This window comes from Polaribacter marinaquae (genome assembly GCF_038019025.1).
Classification (GTDB): domain Bacteria; phylum Bacteroidota; class Bacteroidia; order Flavobacteriales; family Flavobacteriaceae; genus Polaribacter; species Polaribacter marinaquae.
Genome location: NZ_CP150496.1, coordinates 481,638 through 494,005, shown reverse-complemented (window position 1 = coordinate 494,005; position 12,368 = coordinate 481,638). Strand labels below are relative to the sequence as shown.

Here is a 12,368-nt window from a genome sequence, read left to right as displayed (position 1 = left end):
GTAGTATGCAACATTTTAAAACATTATCATCTTATTTAGAGTATTTAGATCTTCCTCGCTCAGAACATCCCATGTTGAGCGTTTTTAACTCTAAAGAAGATGGGCATCTGCCTTGTCCAAGACAAAGTTCGCCACCAATTACAAACGATTGTTATTCCATAAGTTTTAAAAAATATGTAGAAGGGAATTTAAACTACGGCAGAACTAAATATGATTTCACAAATGGTGCTTTGATTTTCATTGCACCAAGACAAGTCTTGCAATGGGATAGCAGCGTAGTTTTTGAACAAAAAGGGTTTTCGATAAACTTTCACGAAGATTTTTTGAAAGGCACAGAATTGGCAGAACAAATTAAAAAATATGGTTTCTTCTCGTATTCTGTAAATGAAGCTTTACACCTTTCGCCTAAAGAAGAAAAACAGATAGCATCTATTGTTAAAAATATTGAAATTGAGTATCAAAATAACCAAGATGCTTTTAGCAAAGAAATAATCATTTCGCAATTAGACACGTTATTAAAATATGCCAATCGTTTCTATGAAAGGCAATTTTTAAATAGAAAAGAAATATCCAATAATTTGTTAGAGCAATTCAATAGGCATTTAACGGAATATTTAGAGTCTGGACAATTACAAGAAAAAGGAATTCCAAGTATTGAGCAAATTGCAGATAAAATGTCCTTTTCACAACGTTATTTAAGTGACACTTTAAAAAAAGAAACAGGTAAAACTACAACCGAACATTTACACTTACACTTAATAGACAAGGCTAAAAATATACTTTTACAACCCAATAAAAGTATCTCAGAGGTGGCTTACGAATTAGGATTTGAATATCCGCCTTATTTTTCGAGACTATTTAAAAAGAAAGAAGGCATAAGTCCTACAGAATACAGAGAAAAATACAAACTAAATTAAAATGGAACTATTAAAATTAGCAACAGAATGGGCAAAATCCGAAGTATTTTCAACACGTTTTTTTATCTTATTTTCTATAGGGTTTTTATTTGCAAGTGTTGGATTTTGGCAATTAGGAAAAACAGATTTGGCAAAAGCCTATATCATTCCAACATTAGTGGCAGGTATATTACTTTTAATAATTGGTAGCGGTCTTAATTACACAAACATTCAAAGAGTTAAACAATTTGAAAAACATTATAATGAAGACGCTTCTGCTTTTTATCAATCTGAAATTGAACGTTCAGAAAGTACTTTAAAAGAATATACAGTTGTATTTAAAGTAATTCCAATATTAATTATCATAGCCGCATTAATAATGCTGTTTGTAAATACACCTACCTCGAGAGCAATTTGTATTACAGCTATTGCAATGCTAATAGTCATTTTATTAGTTGACGGAACTGCGCACTCAAGAATAGAAAACTACCATAAAGAATTGAAATTAGTGGATATTCAAAATGAAATTAAAAAATAACTACATACAACACAGTATAAAATTAATTGCTGGTTTTAGCCAACTTACGACAATCCTCTTGGATTTTCTTTGTTCGTGTTTTATTTATTTAATTCACTGCTTAAACCATGCAACAAAGCATACACAATTCCGTTCTCCCCTACTTATAATTATCTCTACATACAAACAAGTAACTTTTATATACATAAACCTTATTACCACAAATTTAAAAGAAGAACCTAACGTCAACAGAACTTTAATAGACTATTAAGTAGAAATAACTTCTTAAGATTTCAGCATTATTTAGTTAATGATATAGCCAAAATAGATTACTGTTTCTACTTGATAACTACATGATATTTAGTTTAAGTAATAAAAAAGTGCTGTTATACAAGTAAATAAAATCTAAATGCAATATATTTGATTTTATATAACGAGTTAGGGCAAATCCCCTTCAAAACGCAGAGTTAAACTATGAAAGAAAAATTTGTCCTATTAATTACACTTTTCATATTTGGATTGAATATTTCAATTGCACAGAAATCCAAAACAATTGAGAAAATAAAGTTTGATAACTATGAGCTAAAAGTTAAATTTTTCGACCCATACGAACATTTAATGTCAGAAGATCGAGAATTTAAAAGTCTTTACCCTAAAATTCAAGAAAAAAAATGGAATGAATACATACTTAATAATGTAATTTATGACTTTCAACTTATTCAAAATAAAAAAATTATTAAACATTATATTTTAAGAGGGAATCCATCAAAAAGTATTTATTCTAAAAATTTAACAAGAAATAATATCTATTTGTTAGATATAGTAAATCATAAAAATAAAACTGATTTTTTTAAAATTTCAGAATATTCAAAACTAATTTCAAAAACAATCGATAAATTCAATTTTTATGGAACATTATTTGATGATATGGAATTATTAAAAGATAACGAAGGAAAATTAGGTAAAAATATCTTTGGTAGATTTAGACTTAAAATTCCTTATTCAACTATCCAGAAAAATATAATGACTTTAATAAGTTTTGACCTATATGGAGAAATAGAAACTGAATGGATTTTAAACAACACAGAGGGGTTTAAAAATTCATTTTTCGATTATCAAGAAAAAATTGACCAATATTTCAAAATTGAAAGAATTAAAAAGACATACGTAAGAACTTATGACCTGAATGGAGAAATTCAAAATGAATATCCAAGGTTAAATACTGATAAGAATATAAAATCTTATATTGGAAAAATGAACAGAATTGGAGATGTTGTTTCTTTGCCATTTTTCAAATCTACAGACAAGGCTATTATAATCGAAAAAGATAGTTTAGGCTCAAAATATAAAGTTGAAATTACAAATAATGAACCAATAGAAAAGTATTTAGAAAATATTTTCGTTGTAAAAGGTTCAAACGGAGAAATTGAGAATATTACAGCAACTCTTTTAATTCACGGTTCATCAATAGACAGAGGCGATTATGTTGAAAGAGAAAATTATGTTGCATATTTCAAGACTTTTGAAGATTTAAGATTACCTTATAAAATTCTGTTTTCACCATTAACTGATGAAAAATTTGAAAAACCACGAATTGAAATTGAGTTAGATTATTTGTTCCATAGAAAATAAAAAACTTGCCCTAACACCGTGTAAAAAAAATTGCTTAATTTTAACTTAATCAAAGTTAGTCGCATTTATGTAAACTCATATTTTCCTGCGGAAAATAGCCGTTCACTTTAAACGCAACTTTCCTTAACACAAACACGTTGTGCATAATATTGAGAACTAACTTAAAAACTAACGACTGAATTGAAACGCAAAGAAATATTTTGGCTTATTGGAACAGCAATTTTTGTGCTGATTATAAATTTTTCTCTATTTGGTGTTGACGGATTCAAATCTGAATCTGTAACTGACATAAATGTTCACGACACTTATTTTGTAATTGCGAATATTCATTTTATTCTGCCATTATCCATTCTGATTTTTTTTAGCGTTTATCTTATACGAATGTTAAAACAGAATTTTAAAAACTTAACTGCTAATATGATTTTTGTTATTAGTGGAGTATTGAGTATTTGGATTCTTACTGGAATGATTTCATTTGTCAATTCTTATATCGGAGTAACAGAGACTACAGAATATAATCTTCTTGTAACTAACAAAATATTTGACAATGTTTCAACAGTTCTATATTCATTACAAATAATAATAGTTGGATTGATAGTATACAGCGGATTTAAAACTGGACGAAATTATAAGTTGACTGAATAAAAACACCATGCCAACACCATATAACCAAAATTGCTAGTATAAGCCAATTTACGAAAGTCCTCGCAGACTTTCTATTTGGTTTGTATGTACTAAATTAGGTGCTTGAAACACGTAACAAAGCATATATAAACACGTTCTCCCCTACTTATAAGTATCCACACATACAAACAGGTAACTTATATATATAAAAGTTAATACCACAAATTTTAAAAAAAAACCTAACATCAACAGAACTTTAATAAATTATTAAGTAGAAATAACTTTCTTAAGACTTCAGCATTATTTAGTTGATGATATTGCCAAAAAACAAATGTTGTTTGTATTTGATAACTAAAAGATATTTTATTTTTACAAATAAAAAAGTACTGCCATACAAATAAATAAAATCTAAATGCAATATATTTGATTTTATATAACGAGTCGTAGCTAATTAAACGAAATGCATAAATCAAACTTGACAATCATATTAATTATGTTTTCATTCTTTTCTAAAGGTCAATCGAACTTGGAAGCCAAGTTTTTAGAATCTAACTCTGATATGAATTTAAGAAATATGTATCAAAGAATAGTTTGGCAGATGCAACCAACAAATGAATATTTATTTGACCAAACTAAAGGAGAAGTAAAATATATTGTTGAGGAAAATGGATTCGAAGTTATTGTAAAACCAGAGATATTAGGAACATTTAATCTAGACGATAAAACCTTTTTATGGTCGGACAAAAACCCTTCAATTAATGAAAAACTTAATAGTAAAGTAAATTCATTTAGAAAGACGCTACCAAAAAAATATCAAAAAGATAAATTTAAATCTACTACTGAATTCAATTCAAACTTGTTATCCCTTTTTAGCTATAACTTCAATTCAAATGGTTTCGACTCGAAACGTCAAGACAATGCAATTATATATTATTCTCTTTTAGATATCAAAATATTCAAAGACGGAAATGAAATTTCGATAATTGAACCTAAAAATCATACAATCCCAATTCAAGATGAACAAAATATTGAACTGATAAAAAAATTTCACAAAGAAAAACTTGAAATAAACAAACAGTATAATGATGAAAGAATTAGTTCAGACCAAGCTTTTGAGAAAATTAAATTCATTCATTTAAAATATTGGCTAAACGAAGATTCATACTTTTTCCCAGCTTTATCTTGGCCTTGTAATTTTGATGAAAAGTCCATACTTGAGTGGAAAGAATTCAAAATCGATGAGAATAGACTTTTTGTAATGTACACGACTGATTTAGGATGGACAACTGAATCTTACGCCTATGAAATTGATTCAGATGCTAATGGAGATAAAGTGATAATTAACGAATATTAAAAAATAACTAGCTACAACAACGTGTATAGCTCATTGCGACTGAATTCCTAATCGGAATTCATTGCAATTTGCTATCTTTCGGTTACGGCGGAAAATCATAGCTGATTTTCCTCAACGAGCCATACACAAATACGTTCTCCCCTACTTAAAATTATCTTCTCATACAAACAGGTAACTTATATATATATAAACACTATTACCACAAATTTAAAAGAAGAACCTAACGTCACTACAAGCTCTGAAAAGTAACCGCACGGTCTAGCACATTTCATTTTGCTCGTGCCTCACAAAATAAAAAGAGCTTACCCTTACACACCTCCACCTGAAAATATTTTGATTTAATACACAGTTTTTTGAGATATAAATGTAAATTAGTGGCTGAAAAATAACATCTGAAATGAACCGAATTAAGGAAGTGTTGGAACAGAAAGGAATAAAGCAAACTTGGTTGGCTGAAAAACTAGGCAAAAGCTACAATATGGTAAATGCTTATGCTCAAAACAGACAACAACCAAGATTGGAAACCTTAATGGAGATTGCCAATATTTTAGATGTGGACGTGAAAGAATTAATAATATCTAATAAAGACCAACAATAATATGCCAACACTCAATTGGATAGGAAAAGACAAAGTTATAAGCCATCATCAAGATGTACCTTACAGAGTTTTGGAACACAAATACGGCTTTACTGCTAAAAAAGGAGAACAAACCGAACCAACAGAAAGCGGAAATAAAATAATACACGGAGACAATTTAGAAGCTCTCAAAAGTTTATTACCTGAATATGCTGGAAAAGTAAAATGTATCTACATTGACCCACCTTACAATACAGGGAACGAAAGTTGGGTTTATAATGACAATGTCAACCATCCAAAAATTAAAAAGTGGCTGGGAGAAGTCGTGGGAAAAGATGGTGACGATTTAACCAGACACGATAAATGGTTGTGTATGATGTATCCTCGTTTACAATTACTTCATAAATTATTATCTCAAGATGGCATTATATTTATTAGTATAGGAGAAGATGAAATTAGTAATCTGAAAACTTTATGTGATGAAATATTTGGAGGTCTAAATAAATGCGGTATAGTTTCCAGAGTAATGAAATCAGGAGGAAATAAAGGAAACTATTTTTCGCCAAATATAGATTATGTTTTAGTGTATGCTAGAAATAAATCAAACGTTTCTGATTTCAAAGCTGAATTAGATGAAAAGTTGGTAAAAAAATTATACAATCAAGTAGAGAAAGAAGGAAAAAGAAAAGGTGAAAATTATCGAGCTTTTGGTCTTTATCAATCAACTCTAGACCCATTGAGAGGATGCGTAAACCAAAGATATTATATAGAATGTCCTGATGGAACATTTGTTATACCAAATGGAAACATTTTTCCCGATAAAGTTACAGATGGTGCTTCAATACCACCTCAAACTAAAAATGACAAAGTTTGGAGATGGACAGCAGAAAGATACTTAAAAGAAAAGAAAGAAGGAAATATCGTTTTTAAGAAAACAAAAAATGAAGTATTAATTGACTCTAATGGTAACCCAGCAAAATGGAATATATATACTAAAATTTGGCTCAAAAAAAGACAGGAAGAAGGTCAAACGCCAACAAATTTGATTTCTGAATATGAGAACAGACACGGTTCGAAAGAATTATTAAAACTTGGTATCAAATTCGATTTTGCTAAACCATCAAAACTTGTAGAATATCTAATCAACATAGCAATCAAGGATAAAAATGCAATAATTCTAGATTCATTTGCTGGTTCAGGTACCACAGGTAATGCTGTTCTAAATTTAAATAAAAAAGACAATGGTAATAGAAAGTTCATTTTAGTAGAAATGGAAGATTATGCCAATGATATAACAGCAGAAAGGAATAAACGAGCTTCAAAAGGTTATGGCAAAGGAGACAAAAAAATTGAAGGAACTGGTGGAGATTTTGATTTTTACGAATTGGGCTTACCTCTTTTTGATGAAAATCACAACTTAAATGAACAGGTTGGAATAGGTAAAATCCGAGAATATATTTGGTTTTCAGAAACCAGAACACATTTTAAAGAATCACAAGGAGCAAATTACTTTTTAGGTAAAAAAGACAATTCAGTTTATTACTTCATCTACGAAAAAAGTATGCTAACTACTTTAGATTTTGATGCTTTAGAAATTATAAAGACAAAAGGTGAACAATATGTTATATATGCAGATAACTGTTTGTTACCAAGAGATTTTATGGCAAAAAACAACATCATTTTTAAAAAAATACCAAGAGATATTACAAGATTTTAAATTATGGAATTAAAAAGCTATCAACAGAAAGTAATAGAAAATCTTGAAGAATATTTGGAATATGTTCAAGAACATAAGAATGTAGCAACTGCATTTAACCAATACTGGGAAGATAAAATTGGGCCATATAATCCTTTGGATAATACAGGAATGCAACCTTACAAAAATAACATTCCAAATTCAGCACACGTTTGTATAAAAGTGCCAACTGCTGGTGGAAAAACTTTTATTGCTGTAAATGCATTGAATTCAATTTTTTCGGCTTATGATACAAGTAAAACAAAGGCAGTTATTTGGTTAGTACCTTGGAGCAATTTATTACAACAAACGGTAAATGCTTTGTCAAGTTCAGACCATCCATATCGCCAAAAACTAAATGCACTTTTTAATCACAAAGTTGAAATTTATCAAAAAGAGGATTTACTACAAGGTTCAAATTTCAATCCTACAATAGTAAAAGAACAGTTAAGCATATTTGTTTTAAGTTTCGCCAGTTTACGAGCTAGGAAAAAAGAAGATAGAAAAGTATATCAAGAAAATGGTGAATTGGCTTCTTTTGTTCCTCAATACGCAAATAGAAAACATATTTTGGAAGATGTTGACGATACTGCTTTAATTAATGTTATTAGAAGTTTACATCCTGTTTTGGTGGTTGACGAAAGCCATAATGCAGAAAGTGATTTGAGCGTAGATATGCTTAAAAACTTAAATCCATCTTTTATTTTAGATTTAACTGCAACGCCAAAAGACAATAGTAATATTGTGAGTTTAGTTCCTGCAATTGAACTAAAAAAAGAACATATGGTTAAACTTCCTGTTATCGTTTACAACAATCACGATAAAACAGAAGTCATTAACAACGCTTTACATTTACAACGCAAATTAGAAATACTTGCAAAAAAAGAAGAAGCTGATGGTGGAAAATACATTAGACCAATCGTTTTGTTTCAGGCACAGCCAAAAACAAAAAATGACAACACAACTTTTGAGAAATTAAAAGAACAATTATTAGGTTTAGGCATTCCAGAAAATCAAATAAAAATCAAGACTGCTAATATTGACGAACTTAAAAGCATTCCAAATTTACAAAGTAAAGATTGTGAAGTTCGTTATATCATAACAATAAACGCTTTAAAAGAAGGTTGGGATTGTCCATTTGCATACATATTAGCGTCATTGGCAGATAAATCGAGTGCAGTAGATGTTGAGCAAATTTTAGGTCGTGTACTTCGTCAACCTTACGTTCAAAAACATAAAGCGTTTCAATTAAACCTTTCTTATGTTCTTACAGCTTCGGCAAAATTTAATGACACATTACAAAGTATTGTTGAAGGTCTAAAAGCATCTGGATTTAGTGGAAATGAACACAGAGTTTCAGATAAAATGACAGAAGAAGAAAAGCAAACAGAAGTTGTAAATCCTGTTGAGTCTTTTCTATTTCCGGAGCAACAAAAAGAAACCGAAGAAGAAACAATTGATAAAAAGCGTATTTCATTCGACCCAAATGCAAGTGAAGAGGAAATTGAAAATAATCCTTTCAATCAAGAAATGGAATCAATTTCTAAAGAAGAAAATAATGAATTAGAACAGCAAATAAAGGAACAGGAAAAACAACCTGTTGACGAAAATATTTTTCAAGAAATGGGAGATAAAGTTAAACGCTATCGAGTAAAAGAAGCAAACAAAGGAATCATTAATAAAATAGATTTTCCTCAATTTTTTCTAAAGGTAACAGCAAGCGATATTTTTGGAACTGACCAAGAATTATTAAACAGAGAATCTTTATTGAAAGATTTCAAACTTTCAGATGAAGATACAAAAATCGACTTTGACAAAATATCATCTGATTTATACAAAGTAGATTTAACAGAAACTGTAAAAGATAATTACACACCAGATTGGGTGAAAATTGAAGAAAGTCAAGTAAAAGACCCAATTGCAGAATATATTTTGGCAAAACCAAAAGATGCTCAAATAAGCGATATTACACATCAAATAATGCAGATTATTGGAAATATGTATCCTATTCCAGACCAAGAAATAAAAGTTTATGTTGGTAGAATACTAAACGGAATGAACGCAGAACAAATGCGTGACATTTTAGTTAGAAAATGGAGTTATACAGATAAAATTAAGGCACATATTAGAAAATTATCAGATGCTTACGCAGAAACTAGATTTATGGATTTAATTAAATCAAAGCGAATAACTGCAAAAGAAAACTGGAAATTAGCAAAGGAAATTGTTCCTGGAAATGTTGGTTCTTCAATCGGAAATTCATTGTATGAAAAAGAAGGAACAATGAACAACTTTGAGGAAAGAGTAATAATGGAAATCGGAACTTCTTCTAATATTGAGTTTTGGCATAGAAATTTAGAAAGAGGGAAAGGATTTTACATCAACGGATTTAAAGCCAATCATTATCCTGACTTTATTTTGAGAACTAAATCTGGGAAAACCATTTTAATCGAGACAAAAGGAGACCATTTGGATGGTTCAGACAGCGAAGGAAAATGCAGACTCGGAAACGAATGGGAAAGGCAAGCTGGACACGACTTTTCTTATTTTATGATTTTTGACAAGAAGGAAGTTGATGGAGCATTTACGTTGGACAAAGCAAAGGAATTGATAACCGGAATGTAAAAAGCCAACGCTAGTGCAAGCACATTTAAAGTTTGCTCGTGCCTCACAAATTTAAAAGAGCTTTCACGCCAACGCTAGCAAGTTTGCGATATAAAGTCAGTTTACAATAATGTATATATAAAATAGCAATTAAGAGTTTAACTTAAAGTTATAGTTTTTTTTGCTAATTTTCCATTAAACTAACCGTTACCGTTAATTCCGATAAAACTAAAAAAAATATGAAATAGATTTTCATTGGAAAATTAGCACTTACAAGAAAAGCAATTTTAATAATAGCTTTAGGTTTCTTTTTAACCGGAGTTCTTTTAGGCATTTTATTTTTTCAAGTATAAAATCAAATTCAAGTTTTAATAGTATTTCTTTCTTTTAAATATTCCGATTTGGGCTTTGTTAATTTCTAAAATCAATAAAGAAATTACAGAAAATTAAAAAACACCTAAATTATCGCATCCCAATAGTATCAAATGATTACAGGGCTTGCGTAATAAAAACGTTTTTACATAACTTTAAATTTGTTTTTATAAAATCTTCTAACCAAGAGTTTGGTATCTTAAAATACAAACGACACCCTGCATTTTTAAACCAATTGTTAGCAGCCTGATACCAGTTTGCTAGTAGAATTCTCCGTAAAAAGTCCATTTTTTAAAAATAACCCCTACCCGCACCCGAACAAACCCCGAAGCAAACTCGAATAAATCACTATAAAATTTGCGTAGCTGTGTCAGTACGTATCAAGATGTGTCATAACGTGTCTTAATAGGTCAATTTTGGTCATAAAGTTTCAAAAGCGTTTACAAAACGTCAGTTTGTGTCAATACGTGTCAGCAGGTGTCAAGTACTTGTTTTCGTGTGCTTTAGTCTGTATGTTTGGTTTCTATTAATCATAAAAAAAAAGAAGTATGGCAACATTTGAAAAAGGCATCTTAGGCGGATTTTCTGGAAAAGTAGGTAACGTAGTAGGCTCTAGATGGAGGGGTAAAAATGTAATGCGTAGTTTACCACAACGTGGTAATTATACAGCAACAGAAAAACAAACAGAACAACGCCAAAAATTTAAAACTGTAATTGGGTTTTTAAGTCCGATTGTAGAAATTTTAAATAGTTATTTTGGCAGTGCGCAAGGCGATAAATCGCGAGCCAATTTGGCAACCTCTTACCATCTTAAAAACGCAGTAATAAATACACCACAAGGTGCCGTAATGGATTACCCAAAAGTGTTGATAAGTAAAGGCGATTTAAGAGGAATTGATGGCGGTGCCGTGGTAGCTGCAGCAAACCAAACCCTAAACTTTAGTTGGCAAGACAATAGCGGCCAAGGCAAAGCAACCGCTACCGATACTTTAATGGTAGTGGTGTATGCACCCGATCTAAATTTGTTTTATACCAACACCACTGTAGCAGATAGAAGCGCTACCACAGCCAGTGTAACATTACCCAATTTTATGGCAACTTTTAATGTAGAAATTTGGGCCTCTTTTAGCAAACCATCAACCAACTTTGCTGCGATAAGCACGTATATGGGGGCAGTTACGGTGCTGTAACATCCTGTAGGTTAAAATTTAAAACATGTGTATAAGGTGTTTGCACACAACGAGTAGTTAGTTGTGTACAAACACTTTTTTGTATACTTTAAAATCAGGTGTTTTTTATAAACAACCTACAAATTATGTATAAAATCTATTTAGATTTTTACATTGCCCAATGCCTTGTTAATAAACAATTTATTTAACAAATGTTTTGGATACATAGGGCTATGACCTAATTTAAAACTAGGTATGTTGTGCTGTTTGCGTAAACGATACATGGTGCTGCGGCTAACATTTAAATGCGCCATGGCTTGTTCTGTAGTTAGCCATACTTCATTTTCTAACAAATGTGCATCATACGCTAAATGCTTGTTTTGTACCGCGGGTTGTTGTTTTTTTTCTTTTTTCATAAGTACTTTTTCTTAGTAACCTACTCTTTTGACATAGAGTACGTTAGCCTAAATATACTTAATTTTTTTTAAGTCTTGTTTTATAGGTATAAATACGGGGTTGCGTACAAAGTTAAAAGCTACCTACAATTATGCAAATACTAGAGATAGCATATCCGCTAAAAATTGTATACAATTTGCTAAAATCTTAGCGTACTATCAAAACATAGATTGTTTAGTGATAGCAAACTATTATGATAAATTATATTGATTTTTGGGGTGTTTTGAAGTGAAAAACAAGTTGTGGGGAGAGCAGGATTCGAACCTGCGAAGACATAGTCAACGGAGTTACAGTCCGTCCTCGTTGGCCGCTTGAGTATCTCCCCTTTTTGTGCTATTTTAATACGATATACAGCTAGTTTTAAAGTAGCCTTTATTGTAAAAAAACAACCTTGTTTTCTTAAGGTGTGCGAATATACAAAGTTTTTATAAA

The 12,368-nt window shown here is 30.4% G+C and carries 10 protein-coding genes and 1 tRNA gene; 9 read left to right on the top strand and 2 right to left on the bottom strand.

The features are described from left to right. The first annotated feature begins 5 nt into the window (after positions 1 to 5). The 9 genes from WG950_RS02315 to WG950_RS02275 all read left to right on the top strand — a co-directional run bounded on the left by WG950_RS02315 (position 6) and on the right by WG950_RS02275 (position 11,501). On the top strand, positions 6 to 917 hold the full coding sequence (locus tag WG950_RS02315; protein ID WP_340933965.1) for a helix-turn-helix transcriptional regulator: 912 nt from the start codon (positions 6 to 8) through the stop codon (positions 915 to 917). Position 918: 1 nt separating this feature from the next. Then, complete coding sequence (locus WG950_RS02310) at positions 919 to 1,434, top strand: hypothetical protein (protein ID WP_340933963.1); 516 nt, start codon at positions 919 to 921, stop codon at positions 1,432 to 1,434. Between the two features lie 453 nt (positions 1,435 to 1,887). Beyond that, positions 1,888 to 3,045, top strand: a complete 1,158-nt coding sequence (locus tag WG950_RS02305) for a hypothetical protein (protein ID WP_340933960.1) — start codon at positions 1,888 to 1,890, stop codon at positions 3,043 to 3,045. A gap of 180 nt (positions 3,046 to 3,225) precedes the next feature. After that, complete coding sequence (locus tag WG950_RS02300; protein ID WP_340933958.1) at positions 3,226 to 3,690, top strand: hypothetical protein; 465 nt, start codon at positions 3,226 to 3,228, stop codon at positions 3,688 to 3,690. A gap of 439 nt (positions 3,691 to 4,129) precedes the next feature. After that, positions 4,130 to 5,023, top strand: coding sequence for a DUF6882 domain-containing protein (locus WG950_RS02295; protein WP_340933957.1), 894 nt, complete (start codon positions 4,130 to 4,132; stop codon positions 5,021 to 5,023). A gap of 397 nt (positions 5,024 to 5,420) precedes the next feature. Beyond that, positions 5,421 to 5,621, top strand: a complete 201-nt coding sequence (locus tag WG950_RS02290; RefSeq protein ID WP_340933955.1) for a helix-turn-helix transcriptional regulator — start codon at positions 5,421 to 5,423, stop codon at positions 5,619 to 5,621. A gap of 1 nt (position 5,622) precedes the next feature. Beyond that, positions 5,623 to 7,317, top strand: a complete 1,695-nt coding sequence (locus tag WG950_RS02285; RefSeq protein ID WP_340933954.1) for a site-specific DNA-methyltransferase — start codon at positions 5,623 to 5,625, stop codon at positions 7,315 to 7,317. A gap of 3 nt (positions 7,318 to 7,320) precedes the next feature. After that, complete coding sequence (locus WG950_RS02280) at positions 7,321 to 9,960, top strand: DEAD/DEAH box helicase (protein WP_340933953.1); 2,640 nt, start codon at positions 7,321 to 7,323, stop codon at positions 9,958 to 9,960. Positions 9,961 to 10,859: 899 nt separating this feature from the next. After that, positions 10,860 to 11,501: a DUF6266 family protein gene (locus tag WG950_RS02275; RefSeq protein ID WP_340933951.1), complete on the top strand. Its 642-nt coding sequence runs from the start codon at positions 10,860 to 10,862 to the stop codon at positions 11,499 to 11,501. 140 nt (positions 11,502 to 11,641) lie between these two features. Here the strand turns inward: WG950_RS02275 and WG950_RS02270 are convergent, their stop codons facing one another. Together WG950_RS02270 and WG950_RS02265 are read right to left on the bottom strand one after the other, a co-directional pair. Next, on the bottom strand, positions 11,642 to 11,896 hold the full coding sequence (locus tag WG950_RS02270) for a helix-turn-helix domain-containing protein (protein WP_340933949.1): 255 nt from the start codon (positions 11,894 to 11,896) through the stop codon (positions 11,642 to 11,644). Between the two features lie 283 nt (positions 11,897 to 12,179). Then, positions 12,180 to 12,261, bottom strand: a tRNA-Tyr gene (locus tag WG950_RS02265). Between the last annotated feature and the right edge of the window lie 107 nt (positions 12,262 to 12,368).

Coding starts and splice junctions, on each gene's coding strand:
- WG950_RS02305 (WP_340933960.1), top strand. CDS start 1,888: ATGAAAGAAAAATTTGTCCTATTAATTACACTTTTCATATTTGGATTG.
- WG950_RS02270 (WP_340933949.1), bottom strand. CDS start 11,896: ATGAAAAAAGAAAAAAAACAACAACCCGCGGTACAAAACAAGCATTTA.
- WG950_RS02275 (WP_340933951.1), top strand. CDS start 10,860: ATGGCAACATTTGAAAAAGGCATCTTAGGCGGATTTTCTGGAAAAGTA.
- WG950_RS02315 (WP_340933965.1), top strand. CDS start 6: ATGCAACATTTTAAAACATTATCATCTTATTTAGAGTATTTAGATCTT.
- WG950_RS02285 (WP_340933954.1), top strand. CDS start 5,623: ATGCCAACACTCAATTGGATAGGAAAAGACAAAGTTATAAGCCATCAT.
- WG950_RS02310 (WP_340933963.1), top strand. CDS start 919: ATGGAACTATTAAAATTAGCAACAGAATGGGCAAAATCCGAAGTATTT.
- WG950_RS02290 (WP_340933955.1), top strand. CDS start 5,421: ATGAACCGAATTAAGGAAGTGTTGGAACAGAAAGGAATAAAGCAAACT.
- WG950_RS02280 (WP_340933953.1), top strand. CDS start 7,321: ATGGAATTAAAAAGCTATCAACAGAAAGTAATAGAAAATCTTGAAGAA.
- WG950_RS02295 (WP_340933957.1), top strand. CDS start 4,130: ATGCATAAATCAAACTTGACAATCATATTAATTATGTTTTCATTCTTT.